We start from the raw sequence: 22,083 nt of genomic DNA, 5'->3' as shown, positions 1-22,083 counted from the left end.
CTCCCCTGGATGGACACTCTGCGGACATCGAACGGTTTTGCGGACCAGTTGTCCACAGGCGGAGGCCACCCGTAGCCAAAATGTGCCGACGACCGAACAATCGGTAGGGGTGGCCGACTCGGTCACCGGCCCGGCCTGCCGGTGGTACGGCCATCGGCAGGCCGGTGCGCCAGGAGGCCGGTGTGTCAGGCGTACCCCGCCTGCCCGCGCCGCAGCCCACCCACGAGGAGGTGCTCGTCATGACGGTCCTTGAGCAGCCAGGTGCCTACGCCCCCGCCCCTCCCCCCTCGTGGCGCCCCCGTACGGACGCCGGGCCGCTGCTGCCCGACACCGAGCCGTACCGCGTCCTGGGGACCCGGGTGGCGGCCCGGCAGGACGATTCGGGTCCCGACGCGGAGCTGCTGCGCCGGCTGTACGCAGCCGTGGTGCGCGGGCGGCGGTTCAACGAGCAGGCCACCGCGCTGACCCGACAGGGCCGTCTGGCGGTCTATCCCTCGTCGCGGGGCCAGGAGGCGTGCCAGGTCGCCGCGGCGCTCGCGCTGCGCGAGCACGACTGGCTCTTCCCCAGCTACCGCGACACCCTGGCCGCCGTGGCACGCGGTCTGGACCCCGTGGAGGTGCTGTCCCTGCTGCGCGGCGACTGGCACCACGGCTACGACTCGCCCAGTACGCGGGTCGCGCCGCTGTGCACCCCGCTGGCCACCCAGCTGCCGCACGCGGTCGGGCTGGCCCACGCGGCCCGGCTCAAGGGAGACGAGGTGGCGGCGCTCGCGCTGGTCGGCGACGGCGGCACCAGCGAGGGCGACTTCCACGAGGCGCTCAACTTCGCCGCCGTCTGGCAGGCACCGGCCGTCTTCCTGGTGCAGAACAACGGCTTCGCGATCTCCGTACCGCTGGCCAAGCAGACCGCGGCGCCCTCCCTGGCGCACAAGGCGGTCGGTTACGGCATGCCGGGACGGCTGGTGGACGGCAACGACGCGGTGGCGGTGCACGAGGTGCTGTGCGAGGCGCTGGACCGCGCCCGCGCGGGAGGCGGCCCCACCCTGGTGGAGGCGGTCACCTACCGGCTGGAGGCGCACACGAACGCCGACGACGCGACCCGCTACCGCACCGATGACGAGGTCGAGGCGTGGCGGGCGCACGATCCGGTGACGCTGTTGGAGCACGAGCTGCGCGGCCGCGGGCTGCTGGACGAGGCGACCGTACGGGAAGCCGAGGAGGCGGCCGAGCAGCAGGCGGCGAAGCTGCGCGAGCGGATGCACCAGGACCCGTCCCTGGACCCGACCCAGCTGTTCGCGCACGTCTACGCGGAGCCGACACCGCAGCTGCGCGACCAGGCGGACCGGCTGCGTGCCGAGCTCGCAGCGGGGGAGGAGACCCGATGAGCACAGCCACACGGCAGCCCGCAGCGCAGGCGGTGGACCGCAAGCCCGCCACCATGGGGCAGGCGCTGGGCCGCGCCCTGCGGGACGCCATGGCCGACGATCCGGACGTGCACGTCTTCGGCGAGGACGTCGGCACCCTGGGGGGCGTCTTCCGGGTGACGGACGGGCTGGCCACGCAGTTCGGTCCCGACAGGTGCACCGACACACCGCTGGCGGAGGCCGGGATCCTGGGCACGGCGGTCGGGATGGCGATGTACGGGCTGCGGCCGGTCGTGGAGATGCAGTTCGACGCGTTCGCCTATCCCGGGTTCGAGCAACTGATCTCACACGTCGCGCGGATGCGCAACCGCACGCGCGGCCGGATGCCGATGCCGCTGACGGTACGCGTCCCCTACGGCGGCGGTATCGGCGGCGTGGAGCACCACAGCGACTCCTCCGAGGCCTACTACATGGCCACCCCCGGGCTGCACGTCGTCACCCCGGCCACCGTTGCCGACGCCTACGGGCTGCTGCGCGCCGCCATCGCCTCCGACGACCCGGTCGTCTTCCTGGAACCGAAGCGGCTCTACTGGTCGAAGGCCGACTGGAACCCTCAGGAGCCGGACGCGGTGCCCGGCATCGGCAAGGCCGTCGTACGCCGGCGCGGCAGCTCCGCGACGCTGATCACCTACGGTCCGTCCGTACCGGTCTGTCTGGAGGCCGCCGAGGCGGCGCGGGAGGACGGTGCGGAGGGCTGGGACCTGGAGGTGATCGACCTGCGCTCCCTGGTGCCGTTCGACGAGGAGACGGTCGCCGCCTCCGTACGGCGCACCGGGCGGGCCGTCGTGGTGCACGAGTCGCCCGGTTTCGCCGGCCCCGGCGGCGAGATCGCGGCCCGGATCACCGAGCGCTGCTTCCACCATCTGGAGGCGCCCGTGCTGCGCGTCGCCGGTTTCGACATCCCCTATCCGCCGCCGATGCTGGAGCAGCACCATCTGCCGGGAGTCGACCGGATCCTGGACGCCGTCGCCCGGCTCCAGTGGGAGAGCGGCTACACCGAGAGCCCGGGCTCGGCCGAGGGCCGGGGCGGGGGTGTCGTGTGATGGGCGAGGTGCGCGAGTTCGCCCTGCCGGACCTGGGCGAGGGACTGACGGAGGCGACGGTCGTCAGGTGGCTGGTCGCCGTCGGTGACACCGTCCGGGTCGACGAGCCGGTCGTCGAGGTGGAGACGGCCAAGGCGCTCGTGGAGGTCCCCTGCCCCTACGCGGGTGTGGTGACCTCGCACGCCGCCGAGGAGGGCGCCGAGGTCGCCGTGGGGGCGCCGCTGGTCACCGTCGCGGTGAGCGCGGCCGACGGGACGCCCGCCGATCGGGGCCCGGATGCCGCCGGGCGGGCCGCGGACGCCGCCGGGCGGGCCGAGCGGAGCGGTACGGGCCCCGCACCGGAGCCGGAGCACGTGGGCGGCTCGGGCAATGTGCTGGTCGGCTACGGAACGGCGCAGGCACCGGGGCGGCGCCCCCGGGTCACCCCCCGGCCACCCGGGGCGGGGGCAGGGGAGGAGCCCCGGTACGGCGCCGACCGGGGCGCCCCCGCCCCCGGGACGGGCCGAGCGGCCACCGGGCAGACCGTCCGGGGCGCGAACGGCAGCGCCGACGGCCCCGTCCCCGTGATCTCTCCCTTGGTGCGCCGACTGGCCCGCGAACACGGCCTGGAGTTGCGCGGGATCGCGGGCAGCGGGCCGGACGGGCTCATCCTGCGCGCCGACGTGGAGCGCGCCCTGCAGGCCGCACAGGAGAGCACCGCACCCGGCACACAGGAGAGCACCGCGCACGGTATGCGGGAGGGGGCCGGCACCACGCAAAGGCCCGCCGCCCGGCGCGAGGAGCGCCGTATCCCGCTGCGCGGGATGCGCGGTACGGCGGCCGAACGGCTCTCGCGCAGCCGCGCCGAGATCCCGGACGCCAGCTGCTGGGTCGACGCGGACGCCACCGAACTCCTGGCCGCGCGCCGGGAGATGAACGCCGCTCCGGCCCACGGGCGGCCCGCGACGCCCGTGTCGCTGCTCGCCCTGCTGGGCAGGGTGTGCACCGCGGCGCTGGCGCGCTTCCCGGAGCTGAACTCGACGGTGGACACCGAGACGCGCGAGATCGTGGTACTGCCCGAGGTGCATCTGGGGTTCGCCGCGCAGACCGACAGAGGGCTCGTCGTCCCCGTCGTCCGCGACGCGCACACGTTGAGCGCCGAGCAGCTCACCGCCGAGCTGGCCCGGCTCACCGAGGCGGCCCGTGCGGGCACCCTCACCCCGGCCGAGCTCACGGGCGGCACGTTCACCCTGAACAACTACGGCGTCTTCGGCGTGGACGGCTCGACCCCGATCATCAACCACCCTGAGGCCGCGATGCTCGGCGTCGGCCGCATCGCACGCAAGCCGTGGGTGGTCGACGACGAACTCGCCGTGCGCAGCGTCGTCCAGCTGTCCCTCACCTTCGACCACCGGGTGTGCGACGGGGGCGTCGCCGGCGGTTTCCTGCGCCATGTCGCGGACTGCGTGGAGCAACCGGCCAGACTGCTCCGTACGCTCTGAGGTGTGACGCAGGATCCAGAACCACCGCCGCCCGCCGCCGGGCCGCCCGACCGCCCGTACGCCGCGCTCGTTCTCGCCGGTGGCGGGGCGAGGCGGCTGGGAGGAGCGGACAAACCGGCCGTCACGGTCGGCGGCAGACCGCTGCTCGACCGCGTTCTGACGGCGTGTGCCGACGCGGCGGCCACGGTGGTGGTGGGCCCCCGCCGACCGACGTACCGCCCGGTGCTGTGGGCCCGCGAGGAGCCACCCGGCGGTGGTCCGCTCGCGGCTGTCCAGGCGGGGCTGGACGCGCTGGCGTCGAGCGCGCACCAGGGCGCAGCGCAGGCCGGTGCGGCGGCCGACAGCCCGGCCGTGGAACGGGACCCGGTACTCGTCGTCTCCGCGGATCTGCCCTTCCTGTCGCCGTCGACGGTGCGCACCCTGGTGGCCGTGCCGGACGGGTACGAAGGCACGATCGTGCACGACGGGCGCGATCAATCGCTGCTGGCCGCCTACCGTGTCGAACCGCTGCGCCGCGAACTCGCCCTGTTGCACATCGAGTACGGCACTGTTTCGAGTCTGCCGTTGCGCATGGTGCTGCAAGGGCTGATGCTGCACCGGGTGACCGCGCCCTCAGTCACCGCCGCCGCACTGGACTGCGACACCTGGGACGACATCGCCACAGCGAGGGCCCGCATCAGGGAGCATGAGACCGTGCTGGATGAATGGATCTCTGCGGTCAAGGCCGAACTCGGCGTCGAGCTCGACGTCGACACCTCAGGGCTGCTCGACCTCGCCCGGGACGCCGCACACGGTGTCGCCCGCCCCGCGGCGCCGCTCACCACCTTCCTGGTGGGTTACGCGGCGGCGCAGGCCGGCGGTTCGCCGCAGGACGTCGCGCGGGCCGCCGAGGCGGCGACCCGGCTCGCCCGGCGCTGGGCCGACGAGACGGAGGCCCCACCCGGCAACGGGACGGCGGACCCGCCCCGGAACACCCACGGCGTCGAGAACACCCACGGCGTCGAGAACACCCGCGGCTCCGAGAACACCGACCCGTCCGAGAACACCGACGACCGATGAGCGGCTCCGACGAACTCGATGAGGCCATCGCCCTCGCCAACAGCGGCCGGACCCGGCCCGAACCGCCCCCCGCACCGCGGCTGAAGCGCATCCGCCGTATCCAGTGGAGCGACAGCCCCGACAATGTCGGCACCCCTGAGGGCCCCGGAGACCCGGGCGGCCCCGGTGACGCGATGGACGGCACAGCGCAGGCGCAGCAGGACCACCCCTCCGACCGGGCGGCGGGCCCTGAAGGGCACGGCCGCCGCGGCGAAGGCGGACAGGCGGACGGCAGCGCACTGGGCGGCGGCGGCAGCGGCGGTCCCACTCCACCCGAGCACCCCGCCCAGGGCCGCGGCCGGTCCCCGTACGACCCGCGGCAGCACTCCGCACGGGTCCCGCCGCGGGCCTCACAGCAGGAGCCGCAGCGGGAGTCGCAGCAGCAGCCGGAAAACCGCACCCGCGGTGCGCACAGGCCGCCGCCCAGTTGGCCGGAGGCCGTCGCCCTGGCGTCCTCGGCCGCCACCGCGCTGCCCACCGAGACCGTTCCCCTCCGGCACGCGCTGGGGCGCACTCTGGCGGCGCCGCTGCGTGCCCTGACCGATCTGCCGCCGTTCGACACCTCCGCGATGGACGGCTGGGCGGTGTCCGGGCCGGGGCCGTGGGAGCCGGCCCGTCGGCCGGACGGCACCGAGCGCCCCGGCATCCTGGCGGGTGACCGAAGCGAGCCGCCGCAGCTGGCCGACGGGGAGGCGATCCGCATCGCGACCGGCGCCCGCATCCCGCCGGGCACCAGTGCCGTACTGCGCTCGGAGGCGGCCGAGCGGACCGGTGCCCGGGTACGCACCGCCACTCCCCCGCAGCCCGGCACCGACATCCGCCCGCGCGGTCAGGAGTGCCGTACGGGCGACGAACTGCTCTCCTCCGGGCTGACCGTCACACCCGCCGTGCTCGGGCTGGCGGCGGCGGCCGGCTACGACGAACTGTCCGCCGTGCCGCGCCCACGCGCCGAAGTGCTCGTCCTGGGGGACGAACTGCTGCACCGAGGCCTGCCGCACGACGGCCGCATCCGCGACGCGCTCGGACCGATGGTCGAGCCATGGCTGACGGCCCTGGGCGCCGAGGTGACCGTCACCCGGCTGCTGGGGGACGACGCGGAAGCACTCCACGAGGCGGTGGCCACCACGACGGCCGATGTGGTCGTCACCACGGGCGGTACCGCGGGCGGGCCCGTCGACCACCTCCAGTCGACACTGCGCGACCTGGATGCCCGACTGCTGGTGCACGGTGTTCGCGTCCGCCCGGGGCATCCGATGCTGCTGGCCGCACTGGGGCCCGTGGCAGCGCAGCAGAGCGCCGGAAAGCAGCCGCGGCGCAGGTATCTGGTCGGCCTGCCCGGCAACCCGCTGGCGGCGCTCTCCGGGCTCGTCACGCTGGCCGCGCCGCTGCTGCGCGCACTGGCGGGCCGCACCGGACCGGAGCCGCGGGAGGCCACGTTGGGTGCCGAGGTGTCCGGCCATCCGCACGACACCCGGCTGGTGCCCGTACGGTACGGGGGATCCGGCATCCGGGCGCGTATCCGGCCGCTGCGGTACGCGGGTCCCGCCATGCTGCGCGGGGTGGCCTCCTGCCACGCGCTGGCCGTTGTGCCACCCGGCGGCGGTGCGCCGGGCACGGACGTACCGGTGGTGGACCTGCCGTGGTGAAGCGCCCGAACAACCGACGCCCGGACGACCGACGCCGGGACGACCGGCGCCCGGACAACAGGCGCCCGGACAGCCATCGGCCGGGCAGCCCCGGAAGGCGCCGCTCCTGGGCGGGCCGCGCGGGGGAGCTGCAGGGTTCGGTGCTGCTGCCGCACGCCCACCTCAGCCCGCAACGGCAGGTCGCCCGTCGGCTGCTGGCCGCACTCGTCGTCCTGTGGGTGACGGTGCTGCTGGTCTATCTGGACCGGGACGGCTATGCGGACAACGCCGACAACGACGTGTCGTTCCTGGACTGCATCTACTACACCACCGTCACGCTCTCCACGACCGGCTACGGCGACATCACTCCGGCCTCCGACGGCGCGCGGCTGGTCAACGCTCTCGTCGTCACGCCGCTGCGCGTGCTGTTCCTGATCATCCTCATCGGCACCACGCTCGAAGCGCTGACGGACCGCACCCGTCAGCAGTGGCGCCTGAACCGCTGGAGGTCCGCGTTGCGCGACCACACTGTCGTCGTCGGATTCGGCACCAAGGGCCGCTCGGCCGTGCAGACGCTGCTGTCGACCGGATTGGGCCGCGCCCAGATCGTCGTCATCGACCCGCACGCGCAGGCCGTCAAGACGGCCACCGCGGAGGGGTTCGCCGGGGTCGAGGGCGACGGGACCCGCAGCGAGGTGCTGATACGCGCCGAGGTGCAGCGGGCCAAGCAGATCGTGATCGCGCCGCAGCGGGACGACACCTCGGTGCTGGTGACGCTGACGGCACGACAGCTCAACCCGCGCATCAACATCGTCGCTGCCGTGCGGGAGGAGGAGAACGCGCCGCTGCTGCGGCAGTCGGGCGCCGACCAGGTGATCACCAGCGCCAGTGCCGCGGGCCGGCTGCTGGGCCTGGCGATGCTCAGTCCGAACGCCAGCTCGGTGATAGAAGACCTCATCCAGCAGGGCACCGGACTCGATCTCAAAGAACGCCCCGTCACCAAGGCCGAGGCGGGGAACTCCCCGCGCGACTGCCCCGACCTGGTCGTCTCCGTCGTACGTGGTCACCGCATACTCGCCTTCGACGATCCCGAGGCCGCCACCCTGGAGCTCACCGACCGGCTGGTGGTCATCCACCGCGCCTCGCATCGGCGGCCCGAACCGGGCGAGGGGAGGGGCGAGTTGCGGTAGCGGACAGCCGCGCGCTTCTCACCCCTTCAGGTGACTGTGGTGCGCCTGGCGGGGCCGCGGCGGGGCCCAAACGTGACGATGACGCCATGGATCCGCCGCCCACCTGCCCCAACTGCCCCGAACGGCTCCTGTGGAAGGACACGCGCGAGACGGGGCCCGGCAAGGAGGACTCCTGGTTCTGGTTCTGCACGGGCTGCCACCAGGCGTACGTACCGACCCCGGACCAGAAGCTCCGTTTCACCTACGCGGCTTGACCGGCTGGGCCGGCTCGACCGGCTCGACCCGAGGTGCGGACGGTGCGGGTAGCGTCGACCGTATGCATGCGATCACCATTCCCGAACCCGGCGGCCCCGAGGCGCTGGTCTGGGCCGAGGTCCCGGACCCGGAGCCCGGGGAGGGCGAAGTCCTCGTCGATGTCGCGGCGAGCGCCGTCAACCGCGCCGACGTCCTGCAACGCCAGGGCTTCTACGACCCGCCGCCGGGCGCGAGCCCCTACCCCGGCCTGGAGTGTGCGGGCCGGATCTCGGCCGTCGGCCCCGGCGTGTCCGGCTGGTCGGTCGGGGACGCGGTCTGCGCGCTGCTGGGCGGTGGCGGCTACGCCGAGAAGGTCGTGGTGCCGTCCGGCCAGCTGCTGCCCGTGCCCGAGGGCGTGGACATCACGCACGCGGCCGGGCTTCCGGAGGTCACCTGCACGGTCTGGTCGAACGTCTTCATGGTGGCGCACCTGCGCCCCGGGGAGACCCTGCTGGTGCACGGCGGCTCCAGCGGTATCGGCACCATGGCCATCCAGCTCGCCAAGTCGGTGGGCGCCCGGGTCGCGGTGACGGCGGGCACGCCGCAGAAGCTCCAGCGGTGCGCCGAACTGGGCGCCGATGTACTGATCAACTACCGCGAGCAGGACTTCGTCGAGGAGCTGCGCGCGGCGACCGACGGGGCGGGCGCCGACGTGATCCTCGACAACATGGGCGCCAAGTATCTGGAGCGGAACGTCAAGGCTCTCGCGGTGAACGGCCGGCTGGCCGTCATCGGTATGCAGGGCGGCGCCAAGGGAGAGCTGAACCTGGGCGCGCTGCTGGCCAAGCGCGGGGCGGTGACGGCCACCTCGCTGCGGGCCCGGCCGCCGGCCGAGAAGGCGGCGATCGTGGCGGCCGTACGCGAACACGTATGGCCGCTGCTCTCGGACGGCCGGGTGCGCCCGGTGATCGACAGCACCGTGCCGATGCGCGAGGCGGCCCGCGCCCACCGCACGCTGGACGAGAGCACCCATATCGGCAAGATCCTGCTGACCACGGCGGGCTGAGGCCCGCGCCGCGGCTCCACCCGCCCCTCGTTCGCCTGTTCCGTTCCGGCGACGCGGGGGCGGGGACGGGGGCGCTCGCTCCGTCACTCGATCCTCCCGTCCGAAATGCCGACTTTAACCCTTTGTGTGACGCTGGTCTGGTCTGCGGACCATCCAGCTCGGAAGGGTCACGGTCGTGCGGCACACTCAGCGACGGAGCAGCACCCTCACCCTGTTGGCCTGCGCTTTTCTGGCTTTCCCCGCGCCTGTCGCCACCGCGGGGGACCATGCGGCACGCCAGCAGCCTCAGGACCCCCGGGAGACCCGGGAGGCCGAAGCGGTGCCCGAGCGCACCTGGGCACCCCTGCCCGGAGCACCCGAGCCGCCCCGATCGCCCGACCACCCGCAGCTCTCAGAACTCGCCGGGCGCTCCGGACTCGCCGAGTCCCCAGGGCTTCCGGGCAGCCCCGAGCCCCCCGAACTCCCCCAGCTCCCTGATCTCCCCGAGCCGCCCGAGCTCCCCGAGCCGCCCGAGCTCCCCCAGGCGGGGTCGCAGCCCCCGTTGTCCGCCCCCGGACGCTCCTTGAACCTCTCCAGCAGTTCGCTGCCCTTCCCCGACCGCCCCGGCTCCCGGGCACCCGGCGCCGGCCCCTGGCACAAGGCGCAGGTGAAGTGGGGCATGCGCCAGGAGGAAGAGGACAGCGAGAAGGCCGAAAGGGAGGCCCAGCAGGAGCAGCGCGACGAGCGGGAGGCCCTGGAGCGCGAGGAAGAGCAGCGGGAGCGGCAGCGCCGGGAAGAGCAGCGGCTGGAGCAGCAAGCGCGGCAGGAGCAGCGGGAACAGCAGGAGCGGCGGCAGAGTCAGGAGGAGCGGGAGCAGCAGGGGAAGCAGAAGCGCGCCGAGGAGCGGCAACGGCGCGAACGGCAGGAAGCCCGCGAGGCCCGCGAGGCCCGCCAAGCACGGGAAGCCCGCGAGGCCCGCGAAGCCCGCGAAGCCCGCGAAGCCCGCGAAGCACAGGAGCGCAGGCAGCAGCAGCAACGGGAGCGGGAACGCGAGCGCCGGTCGGCCCAGACGCAGCAGCGGGAGAAGGAGCGTCGCGAGCGCATCCACCACCCGAGCGAGCAGTCCGGCCTGCGGCCCCCCTCCTCCTTCGGGAACCCCGTGGCACCGCGCCCGTCCGGCCAGGCGATCGGTAAGCACGACCTGTACGCGTCCGACGAGACGGGACAGGGGGAGGGCGAGGGGCAGGGCGAACATGTCGCAGCGCAGCCGTCCGGACAGGTGCTGCCCGTACTGCCGCTCGGAACGGGGCTGACGCTCATGGGGCTGGGGCTCGCCTTCCTCGCCCTGCGGCTGCGTCGCCACTGAGGTCCGCCCTGCTCGGCGTCGGCTGTCGGCTGGATGCAAAATGGGGGCATGACACAGCCGAGCAACGAGAAGTCGCAGGAGAGCCCGCAGGTCCTGGTCGTGGGCCCGGACGGGATGGCTCTCGGGGGTACCGGCGCCAAGGGTGGCGACGGCGAGGGCGATGAGCAGGCTGAGGTCCCCGTGACGGAAATGGTGGAACAGCCGGCGAAGGTCATGCGGATCGGCAGCATGATCAAGCAGCTGCTCGAGGAAGTGAAGGCGGCGCCGCTCGACGAGGCCAGCAGGGCGCGGCTGAAGGAGATCCACACCAGCTCGATCAAGGAGCTGGAGGACGGGCTCGCACCCGAACTGATCGAGGAGCTGGAGCGGCTCTCCCTCCCCTTCACGGAGGAGTCCACCCCCACCGACGCCGAGCTGCGCATCGCGCAGGCCCAGTTGGTCGGCTGGCTGGAGGGGCTCTTCCACGGCATCCAGACCGCGCTGTTCGCCCAGCAGATGGCGGCTCGCGCCCAGTTGGAGCAGATGCGCAGGGCGCTGCCGCCCGGTGTGGTGCCGGACGAGGCCGGCCAGCCCAACGAGGCCCACCACCGCACGGGTGGCCCCTATCTGTAGGCAGCTGCCGCAGGGCCCGGCCGTCCGTCAGCTCGGCCGGGCCAACCAGTGGTACAGCGCCATCGCCACGCTGGTGGCCAGGTTGTAGCTGGAGACCTGGGGGCGCATCGGGAGGGCCACCAGGCGGTCGGCACGGGCACGCAGCTGGTCGGAGAGCCCGCGCCGCTCCGAGCCGAAGGCCAGCATCGCCCCGGCGGGCACCGTCACAGAGCGCAGATCGTCGCCCTCCGCGTCGAAGGCGAGTAGGGGACCGTCCGGCAGTTCGGGGACCGGGCGCCGCTCGACGTGTGTGGCGAAGTGCAGTCCGGCTCCAGCCCGTACCGCCGCCGGGTGCCAGGGGTCCACGTCACCGGTGGTGAGCACGCCGGCCGCGCCCGCACCGGCCGCCAGCCGGACGACGGCTCCCACGTTGCCGAGGTTGCGCGGGTTGTCCAAGACGACGAGCGGCGCCTCCCGGTCGGGCGCCGCCGGGGGAGCGCCGATGTCCCGTAGCGCGAGCGCCGCGACTCCTGTGGGGTGCGGACGCGGCACCAGGGCACCCAGCGTCGTCCCGGGCACCTCACGCAGCAGTCCGTCGAGCGTGCCGACCAGGTCGGGCGCCAGCTCAGCGGCCAGCGCGAGCGCGGCGCGGCGGTCGGTGGCGAGCGCGACCGGCACCCGGGCGCCGAACCGCAGCGCGTGTTTCAGCGCGTGGAAGCCGTCCAGCAGCACGCCCTCCGCCGCGTACCGCGCCCACTGGCCCTCCGCCGTCTCAGCCGTCACCCGGCCACCCTACGACCGCCAGGCGGGCCCGGGCGCGGGCACCTTCGGGGCCTCGGCGGGCTGCTCGGGCGCGGGCTCGGGCGGCCTGGGGCCGCCGCCGGGCATCAGGCGCCGCGCCCGGCCGCCGAGCGCGGTGGTGCGGCGGCCGAGCCACACCAGGAAGACCGTCGGAAGGAAGACCGCGTCGGCCGCGATCATCGCCAGCGAGAAGAACGGCAGCCCGAGCAGGACGGCGATGCTCAGATGCTCCAGGATCATGAAGGTCAGCAGCACGTTCTTCGCGCGCCGGTTGAGCAGGGTGAAGGGAAAGGCGACCTGGGTGGCGACGGTCCCGTAGGTGACCAGGAAGATCATCAGGCCGTTGCCCGCCAGCAGGTGGCTCAGCTCGGGCCAGGGCGTGAAGTAGTCCAGGTTCATCGGGTAGTAGACGGCTGTGCCGTCCTGCCAGCGCGTGCCCTGGATCTTGAACCAGCCCGCCGTCGAGTAGACCAGGCAGACCTCGATCATGATGACCAGCAGCACGCCGTTGTGCGCCAGGTTGGCGAGGATGTCGCACACGTCGCGCACCTCGCGCACCGCCGCACCGCCCCGTACGGCTGCCCGGTTCACGGCCCACCACAGTCCGTGCACGGCCCACATCGCCCAGTAGAAGAGCGCCCAGCCGAGGCTGAAGCCACCGGCGATGGTGCTGCCCAGCAGTACGGCCCCGAAGACCGCCCACAGGACCACGCCCCCAGTGCCGCCGACGGTGCGCACCGGGCCGCTGCCGCTGCCGTCGCCGCTGCCGGCCCCGTCGCCACTGCCGTGCCCGTCGGCGCGCTTGGTCCGGCGCGCGTCCAGGGACCACACCTGCGCGCAGCGGGTGAAGACGAGGTACATCGCCATCAGATGGATGATGTTGTCCCCGCCGTCGCCCATGAAGACGCTGCGGTTCTGCAGCGAGAGCACCCCGACCATGAACAGCACGGTGGCGGCCCGGGTGTGCCAGCCGACCAGCACCGCCGCGGCAGCCGCCACGGCGACGACGTAGACGAGCTGGAACCAGTTGTCGCTGCTGGACCACATCAGCACCGTGAAGGCGTCGTTGGTGTCGATCAGCTGCCGGGCCAGCCCCCAGGACCAGGGGCTGTCCGGACCGTAGAGCTCCTGCCGGTGCGGCCATTCGCGCAGCAGGAACAACAGCCACGCGGCGCCGAAACCGATCCGGACGATCGCCGTCTGGTACGGGCCGAGCGCCTGTGCGGTGACCCGGGACAGCCCACGCGAGACGCACCGCTCGATCCGCACCCGGGGGCCTTCGACTCCCATGTGCCGTCCCTCGTCCGTCACTTGCCGCCTCCCGGAAGGTCGGCGCTGGTGACCTGCCACCAGGGCTGCACGGCGTACCGGGGCTTCACATCGGCCCGCTCGTCACTCCACTCGGGCGGTGCGACCGGGGTGATGACGGAGCGCACCTGGATGCGTTCGACGCTGCCACCGTTGAGTTCGGGTCCGAAGCGCAGCATCACGATGCGCTTGACGTACTGCTCGGAGAGCCGACCGCGCAACCCGAAGGGCTTGCCCTTCTCGTCGTGGTTGTCGACGTAGAACTCCCAGGCGCGGCGCAGTTCGTTCTGCTGGGTGTGGCTGGGGGCCGGATTGCCGTGGATGGCCTCGCCGTCCATCGCGGTGAGGTTGACCCAGCCGGTGGTCTCGGTGTCGCCGTCGGGCTTGGCGACGGTCGCCCGGGCGTGCACGGCGACGTTCTGCTGGAGAGGGTTGGGGGCGAACAGCTTCCAGTTGCGCTCGAACTCCGGGTAGACGTAGGAGTCGACGAGCTCCCCGTGCCGCTTGCTGATCGTGTTTTCCGGGGCCGTCTGCAGAAAGACCATCGCCACGTGGAACGCGATTCCGACCGTGACGACGGCCACGGATATCGCAACGAAGATCCGCGCGGGCAGCGAGAGCGCGGCGATCCCGCGCATGCCTTCCCCCCCGGGCGCCTGGTGCGCCGCTGGCTCCATGCCCTACCCCTGCTCCCCATGTTCTCCATGCCCATGACCGGGCCGGTCCGCCTCAGAGACTCTCAGAGGGTACTGGGGCCCGGGCGCCTGGCCCCGTCGGCCGGTGGTATTCGCTCTTGACAGCCCCGGAACCCGCACTCATCCTTGAACCGAACGATCGGTCGGTCGGTTGATGCCGAGGGATCAGGGGGCTTCATGACACCGGTGACATCGCCGCCGCACGGGCACGCGGCGGCTGCGGGAGCGAACGGGGCGCCTGGCGCCGACGGGCTCGGCCCGGAGGCCGTGAGCGCCTTCCAGGCCGCCTTCGACACGGCCGTCGCCGCGGACGAACGCATCGAGCCCCGGGACTGGATGCCGGACGCCTACCGCTCCACCCTCGTCCGCCAGATCGCCCAGCACGCACACTCCGAGATCATCGGCATGCAGCCGGAGGCCAACTGGATAACCCGCGCCCCCTCGCTGCGCCGCAAGGCGATCCTGATGGCCAAGGTGCAGGACGAGGCAGGTCACGGCCTGTATCTCTACGGCGCGGCCGAAACGCTGGGCACCAGCCGCGAGGAGCTGCTCGACAAGCTGCACGCGGGCCGTCAGAAGTACTCCTCGATCTTCAACTACCCCACCCTGACCTGGGCGGACGTCGGGGCGATCGGCTGGCTGGTGGACGGCGCCGCCATCACCAACCAGGTGCCGCTGTGCCGCTGCTCCTACGGCCCCTATGCCCGCGCCATGGTCCGGATCTGCAAGGAGGAGTCCTTCCACCAGCGCCAGGGCTACGAACTGCTGCTGGCACTGGCCCGGGGCACCGAGGCACAGCGTGCGATGGCGCAGGACGCGGTGGACCGCTGGTGGTGGCCCTCGCTGATGATGTTCGGCCCCCCGGACGACGAGTCGGCACACAGCGCCCAATCCATGGCGTGGAAGATCAAACGCCACTCCAACGACGAGCTGCGCCAGCGCTTCGTGGACATCTGCGTGCCTCAGGCGGAGGCGCTGGGCCTCACCCTTCCCGACCCCGACCTGCGCTGGAACGAGGAGCGGGGCCACTGGGACTTCGGCGCCATCGACTGGCGGGAGTTCCGAGAGGTGCTCAAGGGCAACGGCCCCTGCAACGAGCAACGGCTGGAACAGCGCCGCAGGGCACACGAGAACGGCGCCTGGGTCCGCGAGGCGGCCGCGGCGCACGCCGCCAAACAGTCGGCTCGCGCGTCCCAGGACGGCGCGTCCGGGACAGCGAGGAGTGAGCCATGAGCACCGACTGGCCCTTGTGGGAGGTCTTCGTCCGCAGCAGGCGCGGCCTCTCGCACACCCACGCGGGAAGCCTGCACGCCCCGGACGCCCAGATGGCCCTCCGCAACGCGCGGGACCTGTTCACCCGCCGCAGCGAGGGCGTCTCCTTGTGGGTCGTCCCCTCCACCGAGATCACCGCCTCCTCGCCGGACGAGAAGGACCCCTTCTTCGAGCCCGCCGCCGACAAGGCCTATCGCCACCCGACGTTCTACGAGGTCCCGGAAGGGGTGCGCAACCTGTGACGTCCACAGCACCGCCGACCCCGGCCACCCTCCCGCTCGGTGACGACGCGCTGATCCTCTCCCACCGCCTCGGCGAGTGGGCGGGCCACGCCCCGGTCCTGGAGGAGGAGGTGGCGCTGGCCAATATCGCGCTGGATCTGCTGGGCCAGGCCCGCGCGCTCTACGCCGGGCTCGCGGACGTACTGGGCAGCGAGGACGAGATCGCCTTCCTGCGGGAGGAGCGTGCCTTTCGCAACTGCCAGTTGGTGGAGCAGCCCAACGGGGACTTCGCCCACACCATCGTGCGGCAGCTGTTCTTCTCCACCTACCAACAGCCGCTCTACGCCAGGCTGTCCCCGGTGCTGCCCCTCGCGGCCAAGGCGGTCCGTGAGACGGCCTACCACCGCGACCACGCCGAGCAGTGGACCCTGCGGTTGGGTGACGGCACCGAGGAGAGCCACGACCGTACGCAGCGTGCCGCCGACGCGCTGTGGCGGTACACGGGCGAGCTGTTCCAGCCGATCGAGGGCCTGGAGGTGGACTGGCAGGAGCTGGCCGAGGAGTGGAGCGCAGGCGTCCGCGACATCTTCGAGCGCGCCGGGCTCACCGTCCCCGAAGGGCCACGCGAGGGCGCCTGGTCCGCCGGGGCGGGCCGCCAGGGGCTGCACACCGAACCGTTCGGCCGACTGCTCGCCGAGATGCAGCATCTGCACCGCAGCCACCCGGGGGCGACATGGTGACCGCCTCCACCACCGCACGGGACAGCCATGCACGGGACGGCTCCGCACCGGACAGCTCCACGTCGGACGGCTCCGCGACGGAGGGCGCCGCCCGGGTGGCGTCCCTCGCCGAGCTGGCCGGTTCCGTCCTCGATCCGGAGCTGCCGGTGATCACCCTCGCCGAGCTGGGGGTGCTGCGCGGGGTGGCGGAGCCGGAGCCCGGGCACATGCTGGTCGAGCTGACCCCGACCTACACCGGCTGCCCCGCGATCGAGGCGATGGCGGCCGACATCGAGCGGGTGCTGCGCCAGGAGGCGGGCGCCGAGCAGGTCGAGGTCCGTACGGTCTTCTCCCCGCCCTGGTCGAGCGACGACATCAGCGAGGAGGGCCGCCGCAAGCTCGCGGAACACGGTGTCGCGCCACCGCGTGCCGGAGCCGCTGCGGCCGGTCCTGTGCTGGTCGGCCTCTCCCCTACGCGCCATACGGCCTCGTCGCCGCAACAGCCTCCCGCGCCGGGGCCGGAGCCGGTGCGCTGCCCGCACTGCGGGAGTGCGGAGACGGAGTTGCTCAGCCGGTTCTCCTCCACCGCCTGCAAGGCCCTGCGGCGCTGCACGACCTGCCGGGAGCCGTTCGACCACTTCAAGGAGGTCTGAGGGTGCCTGCCTTCCACCCGCTGCGCATCCGCTCGGTCGAGCGGCTGACCGACGACTCGGCCGCGCTCACCCTCGACGTCCCGCCCGAGCTGCGCGAGACCTTCGGCTACGCGCCCGGCCAGCACCTCACGCTGCGGCGGGTGGACGAACGCGGTCAAGAGGTCCGCCGGACCTACTCGCTGTGCGACCCGGCCCGGTCCCGCCCCGCGACGCTGCGGGTGGGGATCCGGCTGGTGGAGGGCGGCGAGTTCTCGACGTACGCGCTCAAGGAGCTGACCGAGGGCGGCACCGTCGAGGCGCTGCCGCCCATGGGCCGCTTCGTGCTGGAGCCCCGCCCGGGCCGGTTCGCCGCCGTGGTGGGCGGCAGCGGCATCACGCCCGTGCTGTCCATGGCCGGCACGCTGCTGGGCCGGGAGCCCGAGGCCCGCTTCTGCCTGATACGCAGCGACCGCACCACGGCCTCGACGATGTTCCTGGAGGAGGTCGCCGACCTCAAGGACCGCTGTCCCGACCGCTTCCACCTGGTGACGGCGCTCTCCCGCGAGGAGCAGCACGGCGGGCTGCCCTCCGGCCGGCTGGACGAGAAGCGGCTGACCGCGCTGCTGCCCGCTCTCCTGTCCGCGCCCGGGGTGCGGGAGATGGACGGCTGGTATCTGTGCGGCCCTCTGGGGCTGGTGGAGGGCGCGGCCAAGGCGCTGCGGATGCTGGGCGTGCCACGGGAGCGGGTCCATCAGGAGATCTTCCACGCGGACGCGGCCATCGCGGCGCAGCCGCAGCCGTCGGGTGCCCGAGCGGTGTCCGGTTCCGCCACGGTGAGCGCCACTTTGGGCGGGCGTGGCGGGAGTTGGCCCGTGCGGGAGGGGGAGACCCTGCTGGAGACGGTGCTGCGGAACAGGACCGACGCCCCGTACGCCTGCAAGGGCGGGGTGTGCGGCACCTGCCGGGCCCGGCTGCTGGGCGGGGAGGTCCATATGGACCGCAACTTCGCCTTGGAGCCGGAGGAGTTGGAGGCGGGGTACGTGTTGGCGTGCCAGTCGCACCCGCTCACCGAGAAGGTGGAGGTCGACTTCGACGCATGAGGGAGCTCCCGCAGCCCCCACAGCCCCCGCAGCCCCCGCAGCCCCCGCAGCCCGATGCTCGATCGCACCTGCCTCTGGCGAACTCCTCCCCACCGCCCTAATCTGACGGAACGTCAGTTCTCATTCCGTCCCACCACCCCCTTCCACTCAAGGGGCGACCCGGGGGAGAGCGCCATGGACTTCAGCTTCAGCGAAGAGCAGCAGGCGGCCCAGGAAGCCGCCGCAGCCGTCTTCTCGCAGGTGTCGCCCGACGCCGTACCGAGTCCGGCGCTGACCCGGGGAGCGGTCGCCGAGGACTTCGACCGGCCGCTGTGGCAGCGACTGGCGCGGGCCGACCTGCTCGGCCTCGCCGTGCCGCCCGAGCACGGTGGGCTGGGGCTCGACCCGGTGGCGCTGTGTCTGGTGCTGCGCGAGGCGGGCCGCGTACTGGCGCGCGTACCGCTGCTGGAGACCAGCGCGGCAGCCTTCGCCCTCGCCGCCCACGGCAGCGAGGAGTTGCGCTCCGCGCTGCTCGGGCGCATCGCGAGGGGCGAGTTGGCCGTCACCGTCGCCGGACAGGGCCGCACGGGCCACGAGCCGGCCGATCACGCCGTGACGGCCCACGCGGCGCCCGGCGGGACCGGCTGGGTCCTGGAGGGCGTACAGACCGCGGTGCCGTGGGCGGCGACGGCCGACCTCGCCGTCGTCCCGGCGCGTACGGCCGAGGGCCGCCCGCTGCTGGCCTGCGTGTCCCCCGCTGGGACCGCGGGCGTCTCCCTGGCCGAGCAGACGTCCACCAACGGTGAGCGCTACGCCGAGCTGCGGCTGGACGCGGTGCGCGTACCGCCGCACGAGGTCGTCGAAGCGCCGGAGGCACCGGGCCGGCTGCACCGGCTGCTGGCCACCGGCACCTGTGCGCTGGCACTGGGCCTCGGCAGCCGGGTCCTGGAGATGACCAGCGAGTACGTCAGCCGTCGCGAGCAGTTCGGGTTCCCGATCGCCACGTTCCAGGCGGTCGCCGTCCAGGCGGCCGACCGCTACATCGACCTCCGCGCGATGGAGGCCACTCTCTGGCAGGCGGCCTGGCGGCTGGAGCCGGCCGATGTGGCGGTCGCCAAGATGTGGGCGGCCGACGGGGTACGCAGGGTGGTGCAGACCGCGCAGCATCTGCACGGCGGCATGGGCGCGGACACCGAGTATCCGCTGCACCGCTTCCACGCCTGGGCCAAGCAGTGGGAGCTCTCCCATGGGTCGGCCGCCGCCCACGAGGAAGCCCTCGCGGACCTCCTCGCCACCGGTTGATTCCGCTGACGGGGCGCCCCTGTCCGCGGGCTGCGGGCTGCGGGCTGCGGGCTGCGGGCTGCGGGCTGCGGGCTGCGGGCTGCGGGAGCACTGTGGTTGCTCGCGCAGTTCCTCGCGCCCCTGACGGGGCGCGCCCGCCTCCCCAGCCTCCGGCCGGGAGGTGCCTCTGGGGGTACCCCTGCTCGAAGTGCTGTGGGGAGAAGGGCGGCTCCTAGCGCACGGATGCCTCGTCCGTGTCGCCCTCCAGGGGCCGTCCCGCGCTCTGCCAGGCGAGCATGCCGCCGTCGACGTTCACCGCGTCCACGCCCTGCTGGAGGAGGTAGGCAGCGACCTGGGCGGACCGGCCGCCGACCCGGCAGACGACGTACACCCGCTCGCCTTCGCCCAGCCGCTCGGTCAACTCGCCCTGTCGGGCGACGAACTCGCTCATCGGGATGTGCAGTGCGCCGGGGGCGCGCCCGGCGGCCCACTCGTCGTCCTCGCGTACGTCCAGCAGCAGCGCGTCGGCCGGTACGGAGGCGACGTCCGTCTGCGGCACCTGCCCGGGAAGGGCGTTCATCCTTGCTCTCCCTCTCTCAACCGGGCGAGCTCGCGCTCGCGCTCGGCCACCTGTCCGAGCAGTTGCTCGGCGATCTCTTCCAGCAGCGCGTCGGGGTCGTCGGGGGCCATCTTCAGCATGGCTCCGATCGCGCTCTCCTCCAGCTCCGCGGCCATCTCCGCGAGCATCTCCTTGCGCTGCGCCAGCCACTCCAGCCGTGCGTACAGCTCCTCGCTGCGCAGCAGTTCGGCCATGGGCCCGGGCAGCGGTCCCGCTTCCCACTCCTCGGCGAGCGCGGCGAGCGCGGGCGCGTCACCGTCCGCGTACGCCTTGTTCACCCGCACGAGGAACGCCTCCCGCCGCTCGCGCTCCGCGTCGTCCTGGGCGAGGTCGGGGTGTGCCTTGCGGACGAGGTCCCGGTAGGCCTTGCGGGCCTCCTCGCTGGGCCGTACCCGGCTCGGCGGGCTGACCGGCTGCTCGTTGAGCATCGCCTGGGCCTCGGGAAGCATGCCGTTGGAGTCGATCCAGCCGAAGAAGAGCTCGTCGACCTTCGGCATCGGCAGCACGGCGCCGCGCGCCGCGTCGGCCTTGCGGATGTCCTCGGGGTCGCCGGTGCGGGCCGCGACCGCCTCCGCGATCTGCGCGTCCAGCTCGTCGAGTCGGGCGTAGACGGGGCCGAGCCGCTGGTGGTGCAGCCGGGAGAAGTTCTCCACCTCGACCCGGAAGGTCTCGACCGCGATCTCGTACTCGATCAGTGCGGCCTCCGCGGCCCGTACGGCCTTTTCGAGGCGCTCGGTGCCGGGCTCTTCGCTCGCCTGCGGCCTTTCACTCGCCGGCGACTCTTCGCTCGCCTTCGGGTCTTCGCTCGCGCCCGGATCTTCGCTCGCCCGGGCGGGGGAGTTGGCGTTCATCGCCACCACCCTACGACCGCCGTGCCCCGACTCAATCCCGGAACGCCTCCGGGCAGGTGGCGGCGGACTCCGGAAGGTGGCTGTCCGCCCAGCGGGTGAGCTCGACCATGGCGGGCTTCAGCGCGTGCCCGGAGTCGGTGAGGCTGTAGCTGACCCGCAGCGGCGGGCCCTCTTCCACGGACCGGGTGACCAGGCCGAAGGAGGCCAGTTCGGTGAGCCGGTCGGAGAGCATCCGCTCGCTGATGCCCGGTACGGCACGGCGCAGCTCGGCGAAGTGACCCGGGCCGCTCATCAAGGCGGCCAGGATCAGTCCCGTCCACCGCTTTCCGAGCAGGTGGAAGACGCGCGTGATGGCGCTCTCCGGCTCGGTGCAGGCCGCAGCGGCCGTGGCGCGCTCAGGCGGCAGGTCACGCCTCTCTCCAAGCTCTGACATGACACCAGAGTACTGCTCACTCGCAAGGAGGTGCAGAAAAGTAAGTGACTGTGCTACAAATAGCTACGTCGGAAAGTTCGACAACTAACGAATCTCTAGGAGCCCCGCATGGCCACCCTCCTGCACCTCGACACCTCCGTCCACCCGGACGGCGCTTCCGTCTCCCGCTCCGTCACCGCCTCCTTCCGCGAGGCATGGGAGGCCCAGCACCCGGACGGGAAGGTGATCTACCGCGACCTGAACGCCGACCCGATCCCGCATCTGCAGGGCGTCGCCGCGGTCGCCGGCTTCATACCGCCCCAGAACCACACGCCGGAGCAGGCCGCGGCCTTCGCGCTGCGCGACCAGTTGGCCACCGAGCTGGAGCAGGCGGACGCCGTGCTGATCGGCGCCCCGATGTACAACTACACGATCCCCTCGACCCTCAAGGCATGGCTCGACCACGTGATCGTCATGGGTCGCACGTCCGGCGCGGAGACCCCGTCGGCCGCCGGGAAGCCGGCCACGGTGGTCGCCAGCCGCGGTGGCGGTTACGGACCGGGCACTCCGCGTGAGAGCTTCGAGTTCGTGCTGCCCTACCTGGAGAAGGTGCTGGGCGCGGAGGGCTTCGGGCTGGATGTCGAGTTCATCGTGCCGGAGCTCACGCTGGCCGAGACGACGCCCGGCATGGAACACCTCGTCGAGATGGCCAAGGCCTCCCGTACCCAGGCCCACGAAGCGGCCCAGTCCCGCGGCAAGGCCCTGGCGGCCCACCTGGCCGCCTGAGACGGGAGTCACCCGCCGTCGGGGCGACCAGCCGCTGCTGCGGCCCGACGGCGTACAGCACGACGAAGGCCCCCACCGGAACCCGGTAGGGGCCTTCCTCTGGTGCGCGAGGGGGGAGTTGAACCCCCACGTCCTTTCGGACACTGGAACCTGAATCCAGCGCGTCTGCCTATTCCGCCACCCGCGCATTGGGTGTTGTCGCTTCGCCCGGTGCGGGCGCCTGCCGACATCCAGAAGATTAGCACGCTGTCCGGGGTGGACTCACATCCGTATTCCGGCCCTCCCCCCGAGCGGCCACTCGGGCCGGACT

Annotated in this window: 23 protein-coding genes and 1 tRNA gene; 17 read left to right on the top strand and 7 right to left on the bottom strand. The window is 72.9% G+C overall.

The annotated features are described in order from the left end of the window. Window positions 1-239: 239 nt before the first annotated feature. From pdhA to KBY19_RS01215, 10 genes are all read left to right on the top strand, one after another. Window positions 240-1,385, top strand: coding sequence for a pyruvate dehydrogenase (acetyl-transferring) E1 component subunit alpha (gene pdhA / locus KBY19_RS01260; protein WP_210964938.1), 1,146 nt, complete (start codon window positions 240-242; stop codon window positions 1,383-1,385). Further along, on the top strand, window positions 1,382-2,467 hold the full coding sequence (locus KBY19_RS01255; RefSeq protein ID WP_210964920.1) for an alpha-ketoacid dehydrogenase subunit beta: 1,086 nt from the start codon (window positions 1,382-1,384) through the stop codon (window positions 2,465-2,467). The genes pdhA and KBY19_RS01255 overlap by 4 nt, the downstream gene beginning before the upstream one ends. Beyond that, entirely contained in the window at window positions 2,467-3,948 is a 1,482-nt protein-coding gene (locus tag KBY19_RS01250; protein WP_210964919.1) for a dihydrolipoamide acetyltransferase family protein, read from the top strand. The genes KBY19_RS01255 and KBY19_RS01250 overlap by 1 nt, the downstream gene beginning before the upstream one ends. 3 nt (window positions 3,949-3,951) lie before the next feature. Next, a complete protein-coding gene (locus tag KBY19_RS01245; protein WP_210964918.1) occupies window positions 3,952-5,007 on the top strand; it encodes a DUF6457 domain-containing protein in 1,056 nt (351 codons plus the stop codon). Then, window positions 5,004-6,692 carry a molybdopterin molybdotransferase MoeA gene (locus KBY19_RS01240; protein ID WP_210964917.1) on the top strand — a complete coding sequence of 563 codons (1,689 nt, stop codon included), beginning with the start codon at window positions 5,004-5,006 and terminating at the stop codon, window positions 6,690-6,692. The genes KBY19_RS01245 and KBY19_RS01240 overlap by 4 nt, the downstream gene beginning before the upstream one ends. A gap of 128 nt (window positions 6,693-6,820) precedes the next feature. After that, window positions 6,821-7,861 carry a TrkA family potassium uptake protein gene (locus KBY19_RS01235; protein ID WP_185019449.1) on the top strand — a complete coding sequence of 347 codons (1,041 nt, stop codon included), beginning with the start codon at window positions 6,821-6,823 and terminating at the stop codon, window positions 7,859-7,861. An 86-nt stretch (window positions 7,862-7,947) separates the two neighbouring features. Then, window positions 7,948-8,115 carry a hypothetical protein gene (locus KBY19_RS01230; protein ID WP_019356801.1) on the top strand — a complete coding sequence of 56 codons (168 nt, stop codon included), beginning with the start codon at window positions 7,948-7,950 and terminating at the stop codon, window positions 8,113-8,115. A gap of 62 nt (window positions 8,116-8,177) precedes the next feature. Then, window positions 8,178-9,161: an NAD(P)H-quinone oxidoreductase gene (locus KBY19_RS01225; protein WP_099882902.1), complete on the top strand. Its 984-nt coding sequence runs from the start codon at window positions 8,178-8,180 to the stop codon at window positions 9,159-9,161. A gap of 175 nt (window positions 9,162-9,336) precedes the next feature. Beyond that, window positions 9,337-10,506, top strand: coding sequence for a hypothetical protein (locus tag KBY19_RS01220; RefSeq protein WP_210964916.1), 1,170 nt, complete (start codon window positions 9,337-9,339; stop codon window positions 10,504-10,506). Window positions 10,507-10,554: 48 nt separating this feature from the next. Further along, a complete protein-coding gene (locus tag KBY19_RS01215; protein WP_099882896.1) occupies window positions 10,555-11,118 on the top strand; it encodes a bacterial proteasome activator family protein in 564 nt (187 codons plus the stop codon). A gap of 27 nt (window positions 11,119-11,145) precedes the next feature. On the opposite strand, the gene KBY19_RS01210 is transcribed toward KBY19_RS01215, so the two are convergent. Genes KBY19_RS01210 through KBY19_RS01200 form a run of 3 tightly spaced genes read right to left on the bottom strand, consistent with a single transcriptional unit; the run spans window position 11,146 to window position 13,844 of the window. After that, on the bottom strand, window positions 11,146-11,880 hold the full coding sequence (locus KBY19_RS01210; RefSeq protein WP_099882894.1) for an RNA methyltransferase: 735 nt from the start codon (window positions 11,878-11,880) through the stop codon (window positions 11,146-11,148). A gap of 9 nt (window positions 11,881-11,889) precedes the next feature. Further along, window positions 11,890-13,188 carry an HTTM domain-containing protein gene (locus KBY19_RS01205; RefSeq protein WP_185019448.1) on the bottom strand — a complete coding sequence of 433 codons (1,299 nt, stop codon included), beginning with the start codon at window positions 13,186-13,188 and terminating at the stop codon, window positions 11,890-11,892. 17 nt (window positions 13,189-13,205) lie between these two features. Further along, window positions 13,206-13,844, bottom strand: coding sequence for a DUF5819 family protein (locus KBY19_RS01200; protein ID WP_247690461.1), 639 nt, complete (start codon window positions 13,842-13,844; stop codon window positions 13,206-13,208). A 234-nt stretch (window positions 13,845-14,078) separates the two neighbouring features. On the opposite strand from KBY19_RS01200, the gene paaA reads away from it, so the two are divergent. From paaA to KBY19_RS01170, 6 genes are all read left to right on the top strand, one after another. After that, window positions 14,079-15,134 (top strand): 1,2-phenylacetyl-CoA epoxidase subunit PaaA, encoded by a 1,056-nt coding sequence (paaA, locus tag KBY19_RS01195; protein ID WP_185017622.1) that lies wholly within the window; start codon window positions 14,079-14,081, stop codon window positions 15,132-15,134. Beyond that, the gene (paaB, locus tag KBY19_RS01190; protein WP_099882888.1) at window positions 15,131-15,415 is read left to right on the top strand and encodes a 1,2-phenylacetyl-CoA epoxidase subunit PaaB; all 285 of its coding nucleotides are present in this window, start codon (window positions 15,131-15,133) and stop codon (window positions 15,413-15,415) included. Before paaA ends, paaB begins: the two co-directional genes overlap by 4 nt. After that, complete coding sequence (gene paaC, locus KBY19_RS01185; protein ID WP_210964915.1) at window positions 15,412-16,134, top strand: 1,2-phenylacetyl-CoA epoxidase subunit PaaC; 723 nt, start codon at window positions 15,412-15,414, stop codon at window positions 16,132-16,134. Before paaB ends, paaC begins: the two co-directional genes overlap by 4 nt. Further along, entirely contained in the window at window positions 16,128-16,766 is a 639-nt protein-coding gene (paaD, locus tag KBY19_RS01180) for a 1,2-phenylacetyl-CoA epoxidase subunit PaaD (protein WP_210964914.1), read from the top strand. Before paaC ends, paaD begins: the two co-directional genes overlap by 7 nt. A 2-nt stretch (window positions 16,767-16,768) precedes the next feature. Next, window positions 16,769-17,845, top strand: coding sequence for a 2Fe-2S iron-sulfur cluster-binding protein (locus KBY19_RS01175; RefSeq protein ID WP_210964913.1), 1,077 nt, complete (start codon window positions 16,769-16,771; stop codon window positions 17,843-17,845). A 174-nt stretch (window positions 17,846-18,019) separates the two neighbouring features. After that, window positions 18,020-19,126, top strand: coding sequence for an acyl-CoA dehydrogenase family protein (locus KBY19_RS01170; protein ID WP_210964912.1), 1,107 nt, complete (start codon window positions 18,020-18,022; stop codon window positions 19,124-19,126). Between the two features lie 211 nt (window positions 19,127-19,337). Here the strand turns inward: KBY19_RS01170 and KBY19_RS01165 are convergent, their stop codons facing one another. The 3 genes from KBY19_RS01165 to KBY19_RS01155 are packed head-to-tail and all read right to left on the bottom strand — an operon-like array spanning window position 19,338 to window position 21,008. Continuing rightward, window positions 19,338-19,685 (bottom strand): rhodanese-like domain-containing protein, encoded by a 348-nt coding sequence (locus KBY19_RS01165; protein ID WP_210964911.1) that lies wholly within the window; start codon window positions 19,683-19,685, stop codon window positions 19,338-19,340. Next, the gene (locus KBY19_RS01160; protein ID WP_185017619.1) at window positions 19,682-20,575 is read right to left on the bottom strand and encodes a J domain-containing protein; all 894 of its coding nucleotides are present in this window, start codon (window positions 20,573-20,575) and stop codon (window positions 19,682-19,684) included. Before KBY19_RS01160 ends, KBY19_RS01165 begins: the two co-directional genes overlap by 4 nt. 31 nt (window positions 20,576-20,606) lie before the next feature. Next, window positions 20,607-21,008 (bottom strand): helix-turn-helix domain-containing protein, encoded by a 402-nt coding sequence (locus tag KBY19_RS01155; protein WP_099882874.1) that lies wholly within the window; start codon window positions 21,006-21,008, stop codon window positions 20,607-20,609. 108 nt (window positions 21,009-21,116) lie between these two features. Between KBY19_RS01155 and KBY19_RS01150 the strand changes: the two genes are divergently transcribed. After that, entirely contained in the window at window positions 21,117-21,773 is a 657-nt protein-coding gene (locus KBY19_RS01150) for an FMN-dependent NADH-azoreductase (RefSeq protein WP_099882872.1), read from the top strand. A gap of 100 nt (window positions 21,774-21,873) precedes the next feature. On the opposite strand, the gene KBY19_RS01145 is transcribed toward KBY19_RS01150, so the two are convergent. Next, window positions 21,874-21,960, bottom strand: a tRNA-Leu gene (locus KBY19_RS01145). Between the last annotated feature and the right edge of the window lie 123 nt (window positions 21,961-22,083).

It is taken from the genome of Streptomyces sp. B15, from assembly GCF_018070605.1.
GTDB classification, from domain to species: Bacteria; Actinomycetota; Actinomycetes; order Streptomycetales; family Streptomycetaceae; genus Streptomyces; species Streptomyces smyrnaeus.
This window is presented reverse-complemented; position numbering and strand designations above follow the sequence as displayed.